18 protein-coding genes are annotated in these 19,710 nt (G+C 41.1%); 10 read left to right on the top strand and 8 right to left on the bottom strand.

Annotation, left to right across the window (positions count from 1 at the left end; translation table 11 throughout):
• Nucleotides 1-42 precede the first annotated feature (42 nt).
• Complete coding sequence (locus F8R90_RS23715) at nt 43-318, bottom strand: hypothetical protein (RefSeq protein WP_196512722.1); 276 nt, start codon at nt 316-318, stop codon at nt 43-45.
• A gap of 195 nt (nt 319-513) precedes the next feature.
• On the opposite strand from F8R90_RS23715, the gene F8R90_RS23710 reads away from it, so the two are divergent.
• Together F8R90_RS23710 and F8R90_RS23705 are read left to right on the top strand one after the other, a co-directional pair.
• Nucleotides 514-1,275, top strand: coding sequence for an N-acetylmuramoyl-L-alanine amidase (locus F8R90_RS23710; RefSeq protein ID WP_196512721.1), 762 nt, complete (start codon nt 514-516; stop codon nt 1,273-1,275).
• Between the two features lie 91 nt (nt 1,276-1,366).
• Entirely contained in the window at nt 1,367-2,929 is a 1,563-nt protein-coding gene (locus F8R90_RS23705; RefSeq protein WP_196512720.1) for a glucosaminidase domain-containing protein, read from the top strand.
• Nucleotides 2,930-3,008: 79 nt separating this feature from the next.
• Here F8R90_RS23705 and F8R90_RS23700 read toward each other — a convergent pair whose 3' ends face one another.
• The 3 genes from F8R90_RS23700 to mnmG are packed head-to-tail and all read right to left on the bottom strand — an operon-like array spanning nt 3,009 to nt 6,520.
• Complete coding sequence (locus F8R90_RS23700; protein ID WP_196512719.1) at nt 3,009-4,367, bottom strand: hypothetical protein; 1,359 nt, start codon at nt 4,365-4,367, stop codon at nt 3,009-3,011.
• 60 nt (nt 4,368-4,427) lie between these two features.
• Complete coding sequence (locus F8R90_RS33540; protein WP_269141790.1) at nt 4,428-4,550, bottom strand: hypothetical protein; 123 nt, start codon at nt 4,548-4,550, stop codon at nt 4,428-4,430.
• A 47-nt stretch (nt 4,551-4,597) separates the two neighbouring features.
• Nucleotides 4,598-6,520 carry a tRNA uridine-5-carboxymethylaminomethyl(34) synthesis enzyme MnmG gene (gene mnmG, locus F8R90_RS23695; RefSeq protein WP_196512806.1) on the bottom strand — a complete coding sequence of 641 codons (1,923 nt, stop codon included), beginning with the start codon at nt 6,518-6,520 and terminating at the stop codon, nt 4,598-4,600.
• A gap of 403 nt (nt 6,521-6,923) precedes the next feature.
• On the opposite strand from mnmG, the gene F8R90_RS23690 reads away from it, so the two are divergent.
• Together F8R90_RS23690 and F8R90_RS23685 are read left to right on the top strand one after the other, a co-directional pair.
• Entirely contained in the window at nt 6,924-7,793 is an 870-nt protein-coding gene (locus tag F8R90_RS23690) for a D-alanyl-D-alanine carboxypeptidase family protein (RefSeq protein WP_196512718.1), read from the top strand.
• 63 nt (nt 7,794-7,856) lie between these two features.
• On the top strand, nt 7,857-9,368 hold the full coding sequence (locus F8R90_RS23685; protein WP_196512717.1) for an NYN domain-containing protein: 1,512 nt from the start codon (nt 7,857-7,859) through the stop codon (nt 9,366-9,368).
• A 277-nt stretch (nt 9,369-9,645) separates the two neighbouring features.
• Here F8R90_RS23685 and F8R90_RS23680 read toward each other — a convergent pair whose 3' ends face one another.
• Nucleotides 9,646-10,008 (bottom strand): hypothetical protein, encoded by a 363-nt coding sequence (locus tag F8R90_RS23680; RefSeq protein WP_196512716.1) that lies wholly within the window; start codon nt 10,006-10,008, stop codon nt 9,646-9,648.
• A gap of 255 nt (nt 10,009-10,263) precedes the next feature.
• Here F8R90_RS23680 and F8R90_RS23675 point away from each other — a divergent pair, with 255 nt between their 5' ends.
• Both F8R90_RS23675 and F8R90_RS23670 read left to right on the top strand, forming a co-directional pair.
• A complete protein-coding gene (locus F8R90_RS23675; RefSeq protein ID WP_196512715.1) occupies nt 10,264-11,322 on the top strand; it encodes a DMT family transporter in 1,059 nt (352 codons plus the stop codon).
• 310 nt (nt 11,323-11,632) lie between these two features.
• Nucleotides 11,633-12,325: a DUF2996 domain-containing protein gene (locus tag F8R90_RS23670; protein ID WP_196512714.1), complete on the top strand. Its 693-nt coding sequence runs from the start codon at nt 11,633-11,635 to the stop codon at nt 12,323-12,325.
• Nucleotides 12,326-12,372: 47 nt separating this feature from the next.
• Here F8R90_RS23670 and F8R90_RS23665 read toward each other — a convergent pair whose 3' ends face one another.
• On the bottom strand, nt 12,373-12,867 hold the full coding sequence (locus tag F8R90_RS23665; protein WP_196512805.1) for a TM2 domain-containing protein: 495 nt from the start codon (nt 12,865-12,867) through the stop codon (nt 12,373-12,375).
• A gap of 367 nt (nt 12,868-13,234) precedes the next feature.
• Here F8R90_RS23665 and acsF point away from each other — a divergent pair, with 367 nt between their 5' ends.
• The 4 genes from acsF to F8R90_RS23645 all read left to right on the top strand — a co-directional run bounded on the left by acsF (nt 13,235) and on the right by F8R90_RS23645 (nt 17,013).
• Nucleotides 13,235-14,311, top strand: a complete 1,077-nt coding sequence (gene acsF, locus F8R90_RS23660) for a magnesium-protoporphyrin IX monomethyl ester (oxidative) cyclase (protein ID WP_196512713.1) — start codon at nt 13,235-13,237, stop codon at nt 14,309-14,311.
• Nucleotides 14,312-14,458: 147 nt separating this feature from the next.
• Nucleotides 14,459-15,328 carry a hypothetical protein gene (locus tag F8R90_RS23655; protein WP_196512712.1) on the top strand — a complete coding sequence of 290 codons (870 nt, stop codon included), beginning with the start codon at nt 14,459-14,461 and terminating at the stop codon, nt 15,326-15,328.
• Between the two features lie 6 nt (nt 15,329-15,334).
• Nucleotides 15,335-16,078, top strand: coding sequence for a hypothetical protein (locus tag F8R90_RS23650; protein ID WP_196512711.1), 744 nt, complete (start codon nt 15,335-15,337; stop codon nt 16,076-16,078).
• Complete coding sequence (locus tag F8R90_RS23645) at nt 16,072-17,013, top strand: ATP-grasp domain-containing protein (protein WP_196512710.1); 942 nt, start codon at nt 16,072-16,074, stop codon at nt 17,011-17,013. Before F8R90_RS23650 ends, F8R90_RS23645 begins: the two co-directional genes overlap by 7 nt.
• 141 nt (nt 17,014-17,154) lie before the next feature.
• Here F8R90_RS23645 and F8R90_RS23640 read toward each other — a convergent pair whose 3' ends face one another.
• Nucleotides 17,155-18,366 (bottom strand): type I restriction endonuclease, encoded by a 1,212-nt coding sequence (locus tag F8R90_RS23640; protein WP_196512709.1) that lies wholly within the window; start codon nt 18,364-18,366, stop codon nt 17,155-17,157.
• A 270-nt stretch (nt 18,367-18,636) separates the two neighbouring features.
• The gene (locus F8R90_RS23635; RefSeq protein ID WP_196512708.1) at nt 18,637-19,083 is read right to left on the bottom strand and encodes a hypothetical protein; all 447 of its coding nucleotides are present in this window, start codon (nt 19,081-19,083) and stop codon (nt 18,637-18,639) included.
• Between the last annotated feature and the right edge of the window lie 627 nt (nt 19,084-19,710).

The following is a 19,710-nucleotide window of genomic DNA, read 5'->3' as shown; positions in this document are numbered from 1 at the left end:
CCAACTGCGTAGGTATAGCCCGTCGTAGACATCGCTCTTTCATTATCCACTACTTTGAGACTGCTGATAGCGACGCAAAACAGATTGGATATTTTTTTTACACACCTCTTCACCAACTACCTGAGAAAGCTCTCGCCACAACTGAGAACCTACTTGTTTGATGTAGTCGTGTTCATAACTTATCTGCACCGCAATTTCCGCATAGGTGCGTCCCAGCCAACTTTCCAGCAAGACTACAGATTGAACATCATTAAGTCTTTGCCCAAAGGTAGACCATAAAAGAGTATCGACTAGATTCAGCGCCTCTTGTGCCGTCATGGGTTAGTCTGCTTTATTTATAGGTTGAACTTATGAAATTTCTCTTTTTAATCATATTTTTACGTAAAAAGTTACATTTTTTTACAGTAACAACTCACTTTTTCTCACCGACAGAGCGATCGCATCGGGTTAATAATTAATACAGTATAGTGAGTTAAACCATACCTCTCAAGTTATAAAAAGGACATCAACTCTATGAAATTTGGTATTGATATGGGACACAATTGCCCTCCTCACGATACAGGGGCAACAGGTATCCAACAAGAAGATATTTTAACGAAAGCAGTTGGTACAAAGTTGATCCAAAAGCTAAAAGCCGCAGGTCATACGGTTATTGATTGCACTCCCACAAGTGCTAGTAGTGTAAACGATTCTCTGAGACAACGAGTCAATAAAGCAAACGCCAATAACGTTAACGTCTTTATTTCGATTCACTTTAATAAGTTCAACACTATAGCTAATGGCACAGAAATTTTTGCCATTAGCAATACATCAAAAGGTATTGCTAAATCAGTTTTAAAAGAGATTGTTAAGCTTGGATTCAATGATAGAAAAGTTAAAAATGCAGATTTCTTTGTTATCAAAAATACACAAATGCCAGCTATTTTAATTGAGTGCTGCTTTTGTGATGCCAAAGTAGACATGGATCGCTTTGATGCTGAAAAAATGGCCGAAGCAATTAAAGATGGATTAATTGGTGAGTCAGATGATGAAGCTAAATCTGATAAAAATTACATTTTGGAAGTTACAACAAAAACAGTTTTAAAGCCTTCCACAGAACAAGCATCAGAGCTACCAGAAGAATCTCTATTCGATCTTGAACCAGGGAGTTACCCCATTTTAGATGTCCGTTTTGAAGAAAACCATTACTGGGTTAAGTGGCCTGATAAAAGTAAAGGAAACCGAGATAGACATTTTGTTTTTGCTGGACATGCCAAAGTTATAGAAAAAAATTAACTAATTATATCTAAATTATTTTTTAACACCTAGATCCTCGAATTCTTAAAGAATTGGGGGATCTGCAAAAAGTTTTTAATAGGACAAAGATATGTCATTACTAGATAATTTAGTCAACAATTATTTTAATAAAGATTTAGCAGTAATATTTACATATCTTGGCGTTGATACGGCAAGAGTTTCTGAGATAAATCGGCAAATTTTAAAAGAAGTTACCCTTGCTCAATGGTTACTAGAGTCTACTAGAGGGAAAAGCGATCTTGCTGTCCATGCTAACAATTTTGCCGGATTAAAATGGCGAGATCCTGATATGAAAGGGTTTGCCGAACCGTTGAAAATCAAAGTTCCTTCTGAGCCAGAAGAAGTTGAGTTCTGTAAATTTACAGATATAGACGCTTTTATTATTGGTTATTGGAAGTTTTTAACTCGTACTCCCTATAAAGGCTTAGAAGATCATACCAACACGCCAGAAAATTTCCTTGGCTTTCTCAAGGGTAAAGGCTATTCATCCGATCCTAACTATGTGAATAAAGTTGTGAATTTACTTCCAGAGGCACAGAATTTACTGGCTAATGCCGGTGGAGTTAAAATTGCTCCGGTAGAAAAACTACAGCTAATTCGTGCGCCAAAAGAAGTCGAAGTAGGACAAAGTTTCAGGGTTGAAGGTATAGCTCGTTTAGAGGACAGTGGCAAAATTTTGTCGGTGATGATTGATGACAAATTTCCAGCCCCAAATGTAGTAATTAGTCAGGATGGCAAATGGCAATTTGATTTAGTCTTTAAACAAGAAGGCGATCGCCGCATGATAATTGCTGTTGATGATCAAACTCTAGAGATCCAAATTAAAGTTGTTGTTCCTTTCGATTACAAGGACGATGAGAACACTCAACAACCTACAGCATCCAGTTTACCAGGGGCGAAGGTAATTAAACTCGGTGGTAGTGTGGGAATTGGCGGAGTCAATAAAGCTGATGATGTTAAAGCTATTAAGGCACGATTGCATGATCTAGGCTACACATGGGTAGGTGATCCTAACCGTGCAGACATAGACAGAGGACTCTTTGACGCAATCAAACTATTTCAGTCAATTATTGCTGGTCGCAGTACTGTTAATGGTGATGGTCGAGTTGATGTTGGTGGAATCACTCATCGATGGTTGCAAGCAGCTAACGCACCACGGTGGGAGTTGATGCCAAAAAGCGACCTTGATAATGGTTTCGTTAACGGTGAACTGGAAGACACCCAAGATAACCACGATTTTGGAACACACTGGTTAGCTGATGTTATTAAAAAAATTGCCCAAGATTATCAAAACAGTTATCGTAATACTCACCCCACAGCTGCTCCATTCGCAATTAACGATGTTAGCCTTCCTCATGGAGGAGATACTCCCGACCATCATGGACATGAAACTGGCATGATGTGCGATGTTTACTTACCCAAAACAAATCGATATTTTGGTGGCATTATTTGGTCAAGTTCTGAATATGATCAAGATGCTGCACGAGCTATTCTCAAGTCTATTCGGAAGCAAAAACTGGTACGGGCAGTCTTTTTCAACGATCAACAGCTAATTAAAGAAAGACTTTGTGTTTCTCTAAATGGTCACGATAATCATATTCATTTTGAAATTAACCCACCAGTGAGGAGCTAATTCTTGGTGAGTTGATGCATTGGATTTCACCACTATCTAAACCTCTTCTCAACTAGGGAGAGGTTTAAAAAGCTTATTCTTATAACTTCTGCCCTGCGTAAATTGATCGCACTTCGCCGTTACGGCGGATAACAGCTTCACCATTACTAACATCTACTAATGTCCAACCACTTGAGCCAATGCTTTCACCCATATTTATGCGACGAGTCACGCCATCAATTTTAAACAAAGCGGCAGATTTGTTACCCAACTCTAGCAATCCCTCTAAGGTATTACTCGGAGCAACTGCGATCGCAGTTGCCGGATATACTTGTTCTTGGGTAATAGTTGGTTCTGACTCTGGGGCGAGTGCTGCACGTAATGGAACTACTGGTAATGCAGGCAAAGGCTTGGGTGTTTGCCGCACGGTAATGGGTGCAGTTTTCGCAGCTACAGGTTTGAGTTCGGCTCTTACAGCCGCAGCTAACATATTCACAGTTACAGGCTTGGCAGCTTGTCGCACCGTGTTCAGGGCATTTTTCACAACATTCGGTTGAGATCCCTTTAACGCATTAGCAACTTGTGGTAAAAGTGTAGGAGTCCCAGGAATAGCCGGCAGCGCATAGCGCATTGGCGACGGCGCTTGATAAACGGGAACGTAGATCCGCTCAACAACGCTTCCAGAACGGTTGGGGACTGGTGGTGTATTGTTTGCTAAAAGTGGAAGTGGTGGTAGATTACCAGTTGTTTGCTGGTTACCAAGAGCTATTTGGTTAGTATTTGCCTGACTGGAGAATCCAGGGGTGAAAGATTTTTGATTGCTTTTTGCTCCTTGCTTATCTATAACTGCCAGTGCTCCCAGCATGTAGTCAACTAACTCTGCCTCAATTTCTGTTTTTACGGGCAACTGTGACTGCGGTTGCGGCACTAGAAGAGCTGGCTGGGTTAAGTTGGTATTTAAAAGATATACGACTCCAGACTGTACCAGGTAGATCATACCAGCGATCGCCACGCCTAAAGTTGTGCCCACAATCAGCAGTTTGCCCAAAGTCCGACTACTTTTCTGATGCTTTCTACTAACTGGTTTAACGGTGGCGGTGTCAAATACAACGGTACTCAAGTGCTTGTGGTTATCTTGAGTAACTGACTGTACTGCTTGATTCACTGTGTTCGGTAAGATAATCTGCGGTATCGTAACTGTTTGCAGCACGTTTTCTGGAGGCGGCTGGCGTTGAGGTTGGGGAGAAACCCCAGCAACAGACTGGTTCGATTTCTTCTGCCTACTGTGGTTAACGGTTTGAGAAAGCAGATTACCACTAACATCCAGAATGGAGTCGATATCGGCAAAGAGTTCATCCATTAAACCATCAGCATAGTTTTCTATCGACCAAGGCTCGTTGGCGATTAAGTCTTCTGATGGTTCCGGTACTATGAGACGGGTGCTGGCTTCTTGTAACATAGACTTTCTGGGTTGTTGCTAGGACGAGGAAACGCCGCGCCTACTGCCTGGGAATTAGGATTACAGATAAAATATCCAATCCGCCGTCTTATTGAGACGAGTTGGTTGAGCGTTGGTATTAAAGTCAACTTTAATCTGGGGATTGTTGATGATGCCACTACTATTATTTATGTCATCTATCATACCAATCTCCTTCCCTACTACTATACTCAGTCTTTATCAAGCTTGTGTTAAGCTAATGCTGGAAACTCTGATTGGCTCTTGGTTCTACGCAATTCTAAATATAATAATAAAGCGTTAACGTCTGCTGGGTTTACACCACCAATACGTGCAGCTTGACCAAGAGTGAGTGGTTTTACGTGAGTTAGTTTTTCGCGTGCCTCTTTAGAAAGAGTATCAATTGTTGTATAGTCCAAGTCCGCAGGTAACTGGCGGTGCGCTTGGCGAGCAATTTGGTCAATCTGATTTTGTTGCCTAGCGAGATAGCCAGAATACTTGATGTCAATTTCTGCACCTTCTTTCTCGGCACGGTTGAGGTTGGGGTTTCCCAGTCCAAACCTGTCGAGGTCAACGTAATGGAATCCCGGGCGGCGCAGCAAGTCATTGAGAGTAATTGAACCTTTGATTGCTTGTTGGGTATTAGATGCGATCGCTATTCCCATTTCATCATGTTCTTTGACTCGTGTAGCTTGCAATCTTTGTTTTTCTGTGGTAATATTTTGCTGCTTTTGGGTAAATAGATCCCATCTGCGATCGTCAATTAAACCAATTTCCCGCCCCAAGGGTGTCAAGCGTTGGTCAGCATTATCAGAACGCAATATTAACCGATACTCAGACCTACTAGTGAGCATCCGGTAAGGTTCCCGCAGGTCTTTTGTACACAGGTCATCAACTAGCGTCCCGATGTAACTTTGCTCACGGGCAAAAACAATCATTTCTTGAGAGCGAACAAATCGAGCTGCGTTAATTCCCGCCACAAGCCCTTGAGCTGCGGCTTCTTCATAACCTGTGGTGCCGTTAATCTGCCCAGCACAAAATAGCCCGGCAATCTTCTTAGTCATCAGTGTGGGGTAACACTGAGTTGCAGGTAAATAGTCATATTCCACAGCATAGGCGGGACGCAGCATCACACATTTTTCTAAACCGGGGAGAGTCCGCAACATTTGCAATTGCAAATTTTCTGGTAACCCTGTGGAAAAACCTTGGATATAAAGTTCAGGTATATCCCGTCCTTCTGGTTCAATAAAGATTTGATGGCTTTCCTTATCGGCAAAGCGCACAATTTTATCTTCAATACTGGGACAATAACGTGGCCCTTTCGCTTCCACCCAACCGCCATAAACTGGCGATAGGTGCAAATTATCTTGAATTAGGCGATGGGTTTCGGCGGTTGTGCGGGTGATGTAACAAGGCATCTGTTCCCGTTCTACCCACGCATCTGGGTCAAAGCTAAACCAGCGGACATCTTCATCCCCTGGCTGGATGAGCATTTTACTATAATCTACTGATCGCTTGTCTACCCGTGCTGGAGTTCCAGTTTTGAGTCTTCCGGTTTCAAATCCCAGACGATTCAGGGTTTGTGTCAATCCCTCAGCCGCAAATTCTCCAGCCCGTCCGGCTGGCATTGACTTGTTCCCAACCCAAATTTTGCCCCCCAGGAAGGTGCCAGTCGTTAAGATAACTGCTTTACACTGGAACCCGACACCAAAATAAGTTTCAACGCCGATAACTTCACCGTTAGCACCCAGCACCAAATCTGTCGCCATACTTTCGCGGATTGTCAAGTTTTCTTGGTTCTCGACAATATTCTTCATCACCGCTGCATATTCGCGCTTGTCTGTCTGGGCGCGTAATGCCCAAACAGCAGGCCCCCGTGAAGAGTTGAGGATACGTTTTTGCAGGTAGGTGCGGTCTGCTACTTTACCAATTTCTCCGCCAAGTGCATCTACCTCATGGGTCAACTGAGATTTGGCCGGGCCACCCACTGCTGGGTTACAAGGTTGCCAAGCGATTCTATCCAAGTTGAGCGTCAATAGCAGGGTACGACAACCGAGGCGTGCAGAGGCGAGAGCTGCTTCGCAACCGGAGTGACCTGCACCGACGACTATGACATCAAAAGCGTCTTGGAATTCAACGGAATTGTGCATGGTCATACTTACAGGATCAGCAAGCTTAGAGTTCTTTCCAATTTTAACTGTTCCAGTGGTTTCATGGATGTATCTTTCTAATAAAAAAGTTATCAAATTTACTAGTACTCAATTAGAGACAAGTTTCTTTTTTTAACTTGAGCAATAAGTAAAAAATATAATATTTTTTAAGAATCGTGGCAATGTTCCAGTTTATTTACCACAGCAATCTTTCACATAGCTAACCATGAGAATAAGCTGATTTGTTACGGTTCTATATTAGATATATTGCATAAGTTATATAGAGGCATATATCAACGTGATAAATTCTCTGCTTTTATCTATATCATTTTTGGCTGTAACTCATCATTAACAGATTACAAGAGATTTATCACTTTTATTCTTAAATCAACTAAACAATTATTTAAAAATGAAACTCCCCATCAGAAAGAAAAAAAATATTACTAAAATTGTCAGAAAGGCGACCTTCATTAGTATAGTTATCTTGATGATTTTTATCTTAGTAGCTAGTAATGAGATTACGCATCACAAATTAGCTAGAACTGCCCAACCATTAAATGGATGCTTGAGTAGTGATTTATTAACTTGTACAGATACCTCTAAAAAGACAATATTAGAACCATTTATTCCCAACCAAGAATTAAATGAGCAACAGCGTTTTTTATCTGCGATCGCCAGGAAGTTACCAGTTCCCCAGACTGGTACTTATGAATATATTTTGCTACGAGCTTATGGTGCAGTCTTTGTAAATCAAGATGTCGGGATTAAACTACCGCCAAAATATATCTTTGCTAATGAACAAGAAACCCAAGAGTTTCAAGCTACTTTAACAATGGGTCATGTTGATGGCACTAGGGATTGTTATTTACAAAATTCGGCGGCTGATGCTTTAAATAAAGCGCGATCGCTACAAAAAATACCGCTAAAATCTGGTTATGGTTCTGGTGATTGCACTCGCACTTTTAACACGAATTTAAGATTTTGGCACAAATATGCTAATGAACAAGTTTTGGCAAAAGTTAAAGAGGGTAAAGAGACAAAAATTCTCGGTTTAGTTGCACCTCCTGGAACTTCACAACATCTCTGGGGATTAGCAATTGATTTACGCGTAGGTAGTAAAGAACAAAGAAAAGCTCTTAATGAAAATGGTTGGTTTCAAACTGTAGAAAATGATGTTCCACATTGGACTTATGTAGGTTTAACTGAAGAGAATCTACCTCTATTTGGTTTTAAGAGACAAGTTGTTAGAGGCATTACTTATTGGATTACGCCACTTTAATTGTTAGATAGTAATAAAACTTGGGAATACTAACTTAAAAGATGTATTGTCAGGGATTTAGCTATGCCAAATGAAGCTGCTAGCCAGGAGCAAAGCTTCCTGATTGATTTATTAAGAGCAACTTATCAAAATCAGGAAATCTATCCAATATTACAACATAACTTAAGCAAACTCAACGAAAATTTAGCTTTAATTTTGCGAAAATGGGTAAGCGATCGCTTTGCTCAAGAACCTGCAATTGCTATTAATTTAGCTAGAGTCCTTATCAAACTGAGTACCATTATTCAAGAGTTTGAACAAGGGAACCCTGCGAGTAATCTAGAAATTGCAATCGCTGGTTATGAAGCAGTTTTACAAGTGTGTACCCATGAGGCTTTTCCCAAAGAATGGGATATTGTCAAGCAAGCTTTGGTAATAGCTTATCAGCAACGCCAGCAAATTCTCTCTAGAACCATTGGTGAACTTCGGGATCAGACTGTACAAACCCAGAGTCAAATTAATACATTAACTGAGCAATTACAAGAAGAATTACAACAAGCAAAGCTGCAAGTCAAGGACTTAAAAACAACAATTGCACAGTTACAACATGAAGTAAGTAGTTCCGAATCAACGCGAGAAATAACGTCTTTAATAGCTGAGTTACAAGAGTTGAAGCAGCGTCAAATTCGTGTAGAACAGGTTACCACCACGGCTCATGCTTCACCTAAGATTGAGCAGTTTAATACAGCTATTTTTTATGATATTGAAAACTTAACAATGGGTAGAAGCAACCCTAACTTAAATTTTTCTCTGAAACAAATTCAAACAAATCTGGAAAACACTAGCGTAGTTAATAAAATTGCTATCCAATGCGCTTATGCTGACTGGAGTGATTCTCGATTAAGGCTACTCAAGAATGAAATTCAAGAACTTGGCATTGAAGCAATTCAAATTTTTGATTACAGTCATAAACGGAATGCAGCAGATATGCAACTAGCCATTGATGTGATGGAATTAGCCCAGAGTCGTCCTACCTTACAAGTTTTCGTTATTGTATCAGGTGATGGTGCATTTGCCGCTTTAGCTAAAAAGCTTCATGAATATGGAAAGACTGTAATTGGATGTGCTTACGAAGGACAAATTAATCGGGTTCTCAAGTCTGTTTGTGATCGCTTTATACCTATACCTACTCCCCAAGCAAAAATAGAGGAGATTCCAATTCATCAAGTAAATAGCGATAGTTCATTAAATGATAATATTTTAGTGGTAACCAAGAAGACTTTGCAGGAATTAAAGCAAAATTTTGAGTACTTAAATCAGCTTAAACAAGGAGGCATTCATATACCTCAAATTCACAAGATATTGAGAGAGAAAATTCCATGCTTTGACCAAAAAAGAGAAAAACATGGTGAAAAGTTAACGAACTTTTTAAAAAAAGTCATTGCAGGAACAGATATTTGTCTATCGATTGAGAACAATAAATTAGTTTTGACAGAAATAACGATAGGGTCTACAGGCTCATCAAATAACATTTTGAAAGGTGTAACTGACTCTAGCAGTAACTTCAAAGAGATTGTAGTAGCTGGTAAATCTTAATATCAATTATTTGTGAAACTTTATAACATCAAGTTTGTTGAGACAAGAAGCTTAAACACCTTGTTCAATATTTTTAGATCCTAGATGTAGATCGGCTTGTTGTTAAACATCGCAACCTACAATATTAGAATTTACGCAACAATAGCCAAAACACTGATTTTTATGTAGGGGCAATTTATGAATTACCCCTACAGCGTTTATTTTTGTCTAAGTCCTAGATGTAATCAAATAGATCCTCTAGTTTGAGCAAAATATTAATTGAAAAGTCGATTTAGTATTACTTCACTTCGTTGGGTTCAAACTTTGTCACCTTACCTTTCTTAATTGCTACAATCACATCGTAGTGTGAACAGTAAGCGAATGTGACATCATTGGTTTTGTTATAAAGGTTAACTACATGACCTGCACCACCTAGCTGGATACCGATTGGCTCCAAGTCAGCAAAAAAGAAACGACGCAGTTGATCACCACTACCAATCTGACCCTTACTCTTAGTAAGTAAATCTAGTTTCTGTGCTACAGACATTTCTTCGGCTGCTGATGCTTGGACTAATAACGGATTAATCACCTTTAATGGTGCGTCCCAAACTGTGAAAAAACCAACCAAAGCAAAACTTGTAAGTAGGGGCGCGAGTTTCATTTGTGACTCCTCTTGTTTGTTTTATCCTGAACATCCCAAGCATCTCAGGCGGGAGTGAGAACCTATTGAAACTAAGCCACTATTTTTATGAATTTATCCCTTAAGAAAATTTAGTTGATTCTCAGCGCTTTCTCAGGCAAGGATGGTAGTTTAAAGCCACAGCATAATTTAAGTATTTTCTCAACAAAACTCATTTTTAACTGCGTAAGCGCAACTTAATATAATGAGCAATGCTTTCATTGCAGTGGTGTTATTGTGACTAGACCCAAAAGACCACATCGCCTAATCCATAGAGTTTCGGGACAAACATATCTCTGGCTAGCAATGGTAATTTTTGCAGCTTCTGGCGCAGTTACTCGGAAGCTAACAGAAATTGGTGCTGAACATTTTATCGGCAATCGCAATCCGATTTCTTTGTGTAATGTTTTATTCGTGGGAAACCTTTGCGCCTTGATACTTCTGATCCTAATCTATGGGCGACAGTGGAACAAAGCTACTTTGAAGCAATTCTCAAGGACGGATTGGGTCAGTCTAACAGCAGTAGCTATTTTATCAGGAGCCTTAGCCCCTGGCTTAATTTTTCAGGCATTAGCACTCACAGGGGTGAACAATGTCATCTTGGTGGGACGTTTGGAACCGCCTCTAACTTTGGCTTTATCAGTCTGGTTATTGAGGGAACGCGTAAATATTTGGGAATTTATCGGAGCGATCGCAGCGTTTATCGGTGTTATCCTAACTATCATTCTTCAGCCTCCAACAGATGCCATGATGAACATGGGAGGTTTCGGTTTAGGCATAGGAGAACTTTTGGCAGCAGTAGGATCTGTGGCCATAGCCGCTTCTACGATTCTTGGTAAGAAATACCTTTCGCAGATACCTTTGGGAATCTATAGCATTTTTCGGACTGCACTAGGAACTGTAATCTTTTTCTTCATTGCTTTAGTCCTCTATGGTAGCGATCATTTTGCTGATGTTCTCTCACCGTTCTTGTGGCAATGGATGTTTCTCTATGGTGGGTTAATTGTGGTACTAGGTCAGTCTTTTTGGATTAAAGGCTTGAAAACTGCCACTGTATCTATGGCTTCCTTAGTTAGCTCATTTAGCCCAATTGCAGGCATCCTAGCAGCTTATTTAATTTTAGGTGAAGCCCCAACCCTACCTCAATATATTGGTGGTAGCGTGATTTTAGTAGGCATATTCTTGAGCCAGCTTGGCACTTGGCATAAGATTACTAACAGAGTTGCATCTGAGAAAGTGAATTCTACTCCAGCAAAGCAACAGGTAGAAACTGGTATGGGATTCAAGGGAATTTAAAGTGGAAAAAAGCTTATGTCTTAAACCTTTGCGTTATTTTTAACTGTACAGTTATGAATGTCCTGCTGCATTACTGCATTACTACATACAGCACTGCATACAGCACTGCGAAAGCAAACCACCCCTTCCAAATCAGTAAAACCCTTGTGGTATAAGAATTACGAATTACGTTAGCGTAGCGGGGCGAAGCCCATTACGAATTACGAATTACGAATTCTGCCCTGCTGCACTAGTATGTCAAAATGAAAATACCCGATACATCAAGGTGAGCGATCGCTCCGAAAGCTAGATTAAAGGATTGACCTGAGCAATGGCAGACCCAACCAATCACAATCAAGCGGGAGAAGTAGCTCCCAGCACTGTTGACAAGCAAGCTCCCAGTGTGGCTGAAGAACACGCTCCTAGTACAGATTCACCCGAAGCTACAGACCTTCCTACTGCTAACACGCCAGACCCTAAAGCCGCAAATCCAGAAACTAACCCAAATGCTGCGAAACCAGTTGCTACACCCCCCAGGCGAGAAAAACCCGCAGCCGCAGCTAAAGCCGCAGTAGGCGAGAAACCAGCCGCCGCAACAGAAGAAAAACCCGCAGCAGCAGCTAAAGCCGCCAAAAAGGAAAAAGCTCCATCTGTTGAAGACAAGCCATTTGTAGAGTTCATTGAGCAAGACTACTTGCCAGCTTTACAAAAAGCGATCGCTCAACAAGGTGTGCAAGATTTACAAGTGTCTTTTGCCAAGCAGAAAGTGCCAATCACTGGCTTTGAATCTGCTGAAGAATGCTGGCAAATTATCGGCAGTTGGAAAGAAAAAGGTCAGCGTCAGTTTAACCTGTATTTTCCCGAAGAAGATATTCAAGGGAAAAAGGGATTTTCCTGTAATGAAGGCAAAAAACCTAGCACTCTTGAGTCATTCTTAATCGATGAGCGCAAAATTACCCTCGATTTGTTGGTCTTTGGCTTAGTTCAGCGCTTGGACGGTCAAAAGTGGCTAGGTATAAATTAGTCATTGGTCATTTGTCATTAGTTTTTTAACAAATGACTAATGACAATTTAAAGTTCATGGAAATGGTATATAACGGCTCCAGTATTGGGGTCGTTATCTATTTTCACGTAACCAGATTTGTACATCTCATTGAGAGTAGCTTCAACTTCAGCAAAGCTAGCTCCCGTGAACTTTACGCCTTGAGTAACAGTTAAAATACCACTTTTGTTTTCCGCCGCTTCAATCAGTTTAATCATCAGTTGGTTGCCTGTTGGGCGGTGGACTTGAGAGGCAACCACTGTTTGATTTAACGGCACACCCAAGGGAGATACACCCGCTTTTAATCTCAGGTTGCGTTCGTATTCGTCAACCATGTTGGGGATAAGAAGCAGATCCACCGTCTGCCCTATGTAAAACAAACCAAAAGTACACAGCCACAACAAACCCGTCCCTATTTTGCCATTGTATAAGCGGTGTAGCCCTCCCAAGCCGAAAAATCCGACTGCACACAAAATATAAGAGACAAGGAGTCGGTCTTTCTGTTGATTGTTTTCAAGATTCATCTTGTTTTCAACCCTTTGGATTTGCTCTTGTTGTCGGAGATGGGTTTTCCATGTTGTAGTCACAACTATAGAAAATTACTGAGATAGCAGTGCATTGAGAATACAAGAAGTGCGTGCTACTCCACTTGATCGAAACAGTTCTAATCACTGAACTACGTTTATTTGACTACTGATCCGCGATTCTTGGTTCCGTAAACATTGAATGATTGTTGCAACTCTTAATCTTTTGCTTACAAATTTCTCACCCGCACCTTGGTAGACTGAACTTTATACAATTGGATTATTGTGGGCTGTTACGCCTTGCCAGAGCTTTAACCTTGGCTTTCTGGTCTACTTAAGATAATAAAGACGAAAGAGCAATCAAGACATGGTAGATTCCCTCAAAAAACCAGGCTTTGAAGAAATCCGGCCAGGGATTAAAGTCCCGGCAAAAGAAACCCTGTTAACACCTCGGTTTTATACTACCGATTTTGATGAAATGGCGCGGATGGATATCTCGGTCAATGAAGACGAGTTACAAGCCATTCTCGAAGAGTTCCGCACCGACTACAACCGCCATCACTTTGTTCGGGATGCCGAGTTTGAACAATCCTGGGATCATATTGATGGGGAAACTCGCAAATTGTTTGTTGAATTTCTAGAACGTTCTTGTACAGCAGAGTTTTCCGGCTTTTTGCTGTATAAAGAACTTGGCCGTCGCTTGAAAGGAAAAAGCCCCGTCTTGGCAGAGTGCTTTAACCTGATGTCACGGGATGAAGCACGTCACGCTGGCTTTTTGAACAAAGCTTTGTCGGACTTTAATCTGTCTCTAGATTTAGGGTTTTTGACTAAGAGCCGCAGTTATACCTTCTTTAAGCCGAAATTCATCTTCTACGCTACTTATCTTTCTGAGAAGATCGGTTATTGGCGCTATATCACCATTTATCGCCATTTAGAAGCGCATCCCGAAGACCGGGTTTATCCAATCTTCCGGTTCTTTGAGAACTGGTGTCAAGATGAAAACCGTCACGGCGATTTCTTTGATGCGATCATGAAATCCCAGCCGCAAATATTGAATGATTGGAAAGCAAAGCTGTGGAGTCGCTTCTTCCTATTGTCGGTATTTGCGACAATGTATCTTAATGACATCCAACGTAAGGACTTTTATGCCACCCTTGGATTGGATGCGCGAGAATACGACATCCATGTAATTAAGAAGACTAACGAAAACGCAGGTCGCGTATTCCCGCTGATGCTGGATGTAGAAAATCCAGAGTTTTATCAGCGGTTGGATACTTGTATAAGCAATAACGAGAGGTTGGGTGCGATCGCTAACTCCAACACTCCCAAATTCCTGCAATTCTTCCAAAAACTGCCACTTTACATCTCCAATGGCTGGCAGTTATTGCGGCTGTACCTGATGAAACCGATTGATACTGTTTCTGCTCAAGGAGCAGTTCGTTAAGTTATAACAGATTTGCAAAAGCTTTAGTTAGTGGTTCTGCTGGTTGCAGAGCCACTTTTTTTGTCCGAAATATTACCCTTAGGGGTACTACTCGTCAATAAGTCTAGGCAGTTAGTTTAGATATGTAGTTTCGCTGTAAACAAACAGATGACAGACATATCAAACGGAATTGGAATCATCAGACAAAGACCAACTTTAGTCTCAACCTTTGAACTGCTAGTAAAGCCAATTACACCAGTTACTGCTCCTGGTGGCGGGGCTGTTGCTCGCACAGTTGTCCAAGGTTACTTTTTAACCATCGCCAATACTAGCAACTCCAATGTAAGATTGACGCTGCAATTCACTGCAACTACACCGCAATTAAATGTAGCCGACACCGTAACAATCAGCGATGTCACAGGAGCTAACAATTTTAGTGATCTAACTCCTGTTCCAGGCGATCCCAACAGATTTACCTTCAGTGTAGGCATTTCAGCCAACGACACAGCTTTAGTTACCTTACTACCTGATGTCACCAAGCCAGAGATATTACAAGCAGCAAACCTAGAAATTCGCGGGTATGTGGAAATCTTAGTAAATTCTCCCTCTGCGGCAACTCCAGTTAATCTGCTGTTAACGCCTGAACAGAGAGGTACATTCCTACCTCAAGATTTAACTATTCGCAATCTTGACTTCGATCAATTAGCCTATTCTCTGCCCACATCTACTGGTGGAAGCTTGTTTACACTGACAGGGCCGCTGGCGTTGAAAAGTACCAAGGAACTGAAGATAGAAGTCAAAGAATTCGAGAAAGTTCAGAAAGATAAAGACTTCGAGAAAATTCAGGCTGAAAAACTCCCTGAGACAAGTCAAGTTGAAAATCTGGCTTCAGCAGATGGTTCAAATGACCTACAGCGGCTAATCGGTCTGATGGCTCAACGTCTTGATCAAATAGAACAGGCAAATGGGCAATCTTTCATCCAGCCCCAAGAACGCCCAAGCGTCGGTCAACAAGTAGTTAATCAACCAAGGAATTAAGCAAGAGTGTTGGTTGTTGTCGCCAGTCGTCATGACAAAGCCGCCGAGGCGCTGGTTACTAATTGGGCGGCTCATGGTCATGGTGTCAGCCTACTGACACCTGAAGATTTGTCAGTGGTTGGATGGCGACATTACTTGAGTTCTATTGATGGGGAAGCAGGGGAAGAAAATTCTTCCTCATCCCCCGCAGCAGTGGTAGGTGGGGTTGCGAGTGCTCTCGATCAAATCACTGGCGTTTTGACTCGCCTACCTTCTATTTTTGAACAGGAACTTCTGCACATCGTTCCTGAAGACCGGGCATACATCGCTACGGAAATGAATGCTTTTTTAATTGCTTGGTTGTCTAGCTTAAAATGTCCAGTCTTGAACAGACCAACGCCGACATATTTATTAGGGCCTGCTTGGCGACCTGAACAATGGGTTTATGCGGCTGCTCAACTGGGTATTCCAGTATGTCCGGTGCGACGGCAAAGTTCAATGTCGGCAAATGTGTGTCCCCAGGTTCTCGAAAAATCTTCGGTAAAGGTGACAGTGGTGGGCGATCGCTGTTTGGGTGAAGTTGAAAAAACCTTAGCTTCACACGCCAGACGCATCGCTGATGCTGCTCAAGTTGATTTGTTGACTGTTCATTTTAGCAGTAGCGAATCCCCAGCAGAGTTTTTGGGCGCTGACTTGTGGATTGATATTTCTGCACCAGATGTTGCCGATGCCATACTTGAGTATTTGAGTGGAGGTAATGCCAAATGCTGATTTTATTGTGGGGTATTACCGAAGAATCTCCCTTAGCAGCAGTTCACTCAGAATTAACTAGTCTAGGCATACCTACAGTATTCCTCGACCAACGAGATATTTTAGATACTGAAATTGAACTTTCTGTAGGCGATCGCTTACAACTACCCGTCCAAGGGCAAATTCGCACTTGGTATCAAAAAATTGATTTGAGTGAAATTACAGCAGCGTATTTGCGCCCCTATGACTCGCGCCGCCTTCCTCAAATTGCCCAAGCAGGTGCAAATAGTCGAGCTTGGCAACATGCGATCGCAGTTGATGACACCTTAATGTCTTGGTCGGAAATTACACCTGCCTTTGTCGTTAACCGTCCGTCAGCAATGGCTGCTAATGGCTCTAAACCTTATCAGTTAGAGCAAATTCGCTCACTCGGCTTCAAAGTTCCCGAAACCCTTGTTACAACAGACCCCGAAGCTGTGCGATCTTTTTGGGAACTCCACGGTGACATCATTTATAAATCAATCAGTGGTATCCGTAGCAAAGTTTCGCGTCTGGGAGTTGAGCATCTAGAACGCCTTGATAATGTATCTTGGTGTCCAACTCAGTTCCAGCAATATATACCCGGTAGAGATTATCGCGTTCATGTTGTAGGGACAGAGATTTTTGCCAGCGAGGTAATTTCTCAAGCTGATGATTACCGCTATGCAGCAGAAAATGATGAATCCACAGAAATCCGTGGTTGTCATCTACCTGAAGAAGTAGAACAGCAGTGTAGAGTATTGGCAAAAGCGATAAATTTACCTCTTTGCGGCATTGATTTACGCCGCACACCTGGAGGTGATTGGTATTGCTTCGAGGTTAATCCTTCACCTGGATTTACTTATTACCAACAGTTTACAGGTCAGCCGATTAGTACTGCGATCACTAATTTGCTGGCAGGCAAAAATCGAATCTGATCAATAAACTTGTTTTATAACTTTGTCTTTTAACTATGCTGTTATTCCCAATCTGCCTTTGTCTACAAATATTCAAAACTCAGAATGGGAGACAGCAAAAAGATAGTTGGGTAGGTGTAGTTTTGTATTAGATACCTTAAGTTAAGCTGATTTTTCCATTCTGATTACATCTGGGGTGAATACTTGATGCTTTGCTGCTTCTGTCTCGTAACATTTAAGAATCAGTGATCCAAGTTTATCGAAATCATTGACAGAGGAAATAATTACTTTTGATGCGGCATCTCCCAAAGAAGCTGTTACTTCTTGCACTTCAAAGTTTGAAGCTAGAGACTTTACTTCATCTACACTTAGCCGAGTAATAAAACTTTTTTTCTGTGAAGACAGATATAGTCTCAGAAACCACCAAGTACTTTTGCCAAGATTGATCCCAAAGTAGGAGGTAGTGTCTCTGTATTTGAGTTCAAAACTGTAGCTCTTTGAAATTTGCGTAATCGCTTTAATTTTTTCAAAAGCTGCGATTTCTTCCGCAGTTGTTACTACTTTTAATTCTTGAGGGTCTTGGGGTTGTTCCTCTTCTTCAATTTCTGCTTCTACTTCAACTTTGACAGGTTGAGACATTTCTCGGCTAAGTGAGCTTGTCATTAAGTCTAGTAAACTTCCCTGAATCGACTTTTTAACAATTACCTTAAATTTTTCAATTATCCTAGCATTAATCTTACCTTGAAATTCATACCTGTGGTCAGAGGAACGCAGTTCAGATACCAAGAAACGAATAAATTCTTCAGAAGGAGAACGTAAAAGATTTCCTACAAGCTGAGTCATGCCTTTTACATAAACCATTTCTTCAGCATGGCTGGTAATAGCTGTGATATCAAAATTATCACGGTGAAAGAATTTGAGGTTATCAATATCTTTGGAATCATATTCAAGGATGTTAAAAGTAAAAAATGGCTCCTTGTCCATGACATTTATTTCACGCAAGTCTGTAAAAAAACGGTATTCAATACCGTTAGTGACGATAGCTACTTTTGTTGTCGAAAGTGAATTAAAATATCTGCTCAATTGTCCATCATGTGCCTCAGCTTTTTGCCCACGGGCTTTTGCCTCTACGAGCATAACTTTAGTACCGTTAATAGCTAAGGCATAATCTACCTTTTCAAACTGCCCTGATTTTTTAATAGCAAAATCTGCTATGTATTCCGGCATGACTTCACTAGGATCATAGACATCGTAGCCAACAGCAGTCAAAAAAGGAACAATCAGTGCCATCTTAGTAGCTTCTTCGCCAACAACTTGGTCAGCCCGCTTACGAACTTGTTCAGATAGCTTGGCAATCTCTTCAGTAAATCCCATCTTGTTTGCTCCTGGTAGATTAGTGAGTATTGATACGTCTTTTTTGTAAAATAGGAGTGATTGTCAGGTGACGTAGTACATTTGAATTGAAAGTCTTAGCGCGATCGCCTTCTTCATCACTCCTATAAAAGTATTCCCAAACAAGTACCAGCCTGTAACACTCATTACCTGTTCACAAGTGCAATGGCATCAGTAATGAGTAACAAGAAATCAGAATGATTTTTTATGAAGCGTCAGTCTATAGGGATTCTCAGAAGAAAAATACTTAAGCTAACTTGTTGTAGTTGCTTTGTTTCCATTCTGGCTGCCATTTTTGCTGCCGTTACCGTTCACACTAGCAATGAATGACGGTTCCAGTGAACTGGGAACTGCTGACTCGCCTCGCAGTCCCTTGCGGCGCTGGTTTTTAGGAACACCCCCCGCCATGCCGTACTCCACACTGCTTTTACCATATTGAGTAGCAACTCCCAACAGCATGTGCTCTGCCATATCTGCCAACTCGCGCTCTGTTTCGAGCATTTCATGGTACAACTTATCGAGGTTGGAAAGAGCAGTGTTGTATAAATGCTCTCTAGTTCGCATCGTCTCAATTAAGCTTGAGAAGGCCGGTAGGGTGAGTCCATTGCCTACATTTAAATTCGGATCAATTGAGTTGATGCCAGCAGCACGACGCGCTGCTTTTTCTAACACCTGAGACGTTCTTTTTCTTCGAGCCATGATCTGAACCTTGTAATCCAATACGGTTAATATTCTTTACTTTAAAAAACTTCCGTATTGATCAGCTTGAGAGAACTCCAGCAATTATCCAATGGTTTTTGTTACATAGCGATGGTTGTCATGAATGCGCGATATACCGAAATGAGAAAGCAATCAAGCTTTTGAGAAAGCAATATGTATTTTTGCTTGCTAAATTTACTGAAATGAGAAAGCAATCAAGCATTTTGAGAAAGCAATATGGCTTTTTGCTTGCTGAATCTACTGAAATGAATACGCGATATACCGAAATAAGAAAGCAATTAAGTTTTTGAGAAAGTAATATGTCTTTTTGCTTGCTGAATCTACCGAAATGAGAAGGCAATATAGCTTTTTGCTTGCTAAATCTACCGAAATGAGAAAACAATCAAGCATTTTGAGAAAGCAATATGGCTTTTTGCTTGCTGAATCTACTGAAATGAGAAAGTAATCAAGCATTTTGAGAAAGCAATATGCTTGATTGCTTATTGAAATAAACTTGAGCAGGTATTAAAACCTTGACAAGCTTAAGTAAGATATTTTACTTTAGGGTGAGCCTGTTAAAACTAATTAACGCATCTCAGCCGAACCTTGAAAACCTTATAATTCTAT

The organism is Nostoc sp. NZL (assembly GCF_015714705.1).
GTDB classification, from domain to species: Bacteria; Cyanobacteriota; Cyanobacteriia; order Cyanobacteriales; family Nostocaceae; genus Nostoc; species Nostoc foliaceum_A.
This window is presented reverse-complemented; position numbering and strand designations above follow the sequence as displayed.

Excerpts from the sequence above, each read along its gene's own strand:
- F8R90_RS23710 (WP_196512721.1), top strand. The coding sequence starts at position 514 with ATGAAATTTGGTATTGATATGGGACACAATTGCCCTCCTCACGATACA.
- F8R90_RS23715 (WP_196512722.1), bottom strand. The coding sequence starts at position 318 with ATGACGGCACAAGAGGCGCTGAATCTAGTCGATACTCTTTTATGGTCT.
- F8R90_RS23655 (WP_196512712.1), top strand. The coding sequence starts at position 14,459 with ATGACAGACATATCAAACGGAATTGGAATCATCAGACAAAGACCAACT.
- F8R90_RS23635 (WP_196512708.1), bottom strand. The coding sequence starts at position 19,083 with ATGGCTCGAAGAAAAAGAACGTCTCAGGTGTTAGAAAAAGCAGCGCGT.
- F8R90_RS33540 (WP_269141790.1), bottom strand. The coding sequence starts at position 4,550 with ATGATAGATGACATAAATAATAGTAGTGGCATCATCAACAATCCCCAG.
- F8R90_RS23690 (WP_196512718.1), top strand. The coding sequence starts at position 6,924 with ATGAAACTCCCCATCAGAAAGAAAAAAAATATTACTAAAATTGTCAGA.
- F8R90_RS23700 (WP_196512719.1), bottom strand. The coding sequence starts at position 4,367 with ATGTTACAAGAAGCCAGCACCCGTCTCATAGTACCGGAACCATCAGAA.
- F8R90_RS23670 (WP_196512714.1), top strand. The coding sequence starts at position 11,633 with ATGGCAGACCCAACCAATCACAATCAAGCGGGAGAAGTAGCTCCCAGC.
- F8R90_RS23705 (WP_196512720.1), top strand. The coding sequence starts at position 1,367 with ATGTCATTACTAGATAATTTAGTCAACAATTATTTTAATAAAGATTTA.
- F8R90_RS23665 (WP_196512805.1), bottom strand. The coding sequence starts at position 12,867 with ATGAATCTTGAAAACAATCAACAGAAAGACCGACTCCTTGTCTCTTAT.
- F8R90_RS23680 (WP_196512716.1), bottom strand. The coding sequence starts at position 10,008 with ATGAAACTCGCGCCCCTACTTACAAGTTTTGCTTTGGTTGGTTTTTTC.
- acsF (WP_196512713.1), top strand. The coding sequence starts at position 13,235 with ATGGTAGATTCCCTCAAAAAACCAGGCTTTGAAGAAATCCGGCCAGGG.
- F8R90_RS23645 (WP_196512710.1), top strand. The coding sequence starts at position 16,072 with ATGCTGATTTTATTGTGGGGTATTACCGAAGAATCTCCCTTAGCAGCA.
- F8R90_RS23640 (WP_196512709.1), bottom strand. The coding sequence starts at position 18,366 with ATGGGATTTACTGAAGAGATTGCCAAGCTATCTGAACAAGTTCGTAAG.
- F8R90_RS23685 (WP_196512717.1), top strand. The coding sequence starts at position 7,857 with ATGCCAAATGAAGCTGCTAGCCAGGAGCAAAGCTTCCTGATTGATTTA.
- mnmG (WP_196512806.1), bottom strand. The coding sequence starts at position 6,520 with ATGACCATGCACAATTCCGTTGAATTCCAAGACGCTTTTGATGTCATA.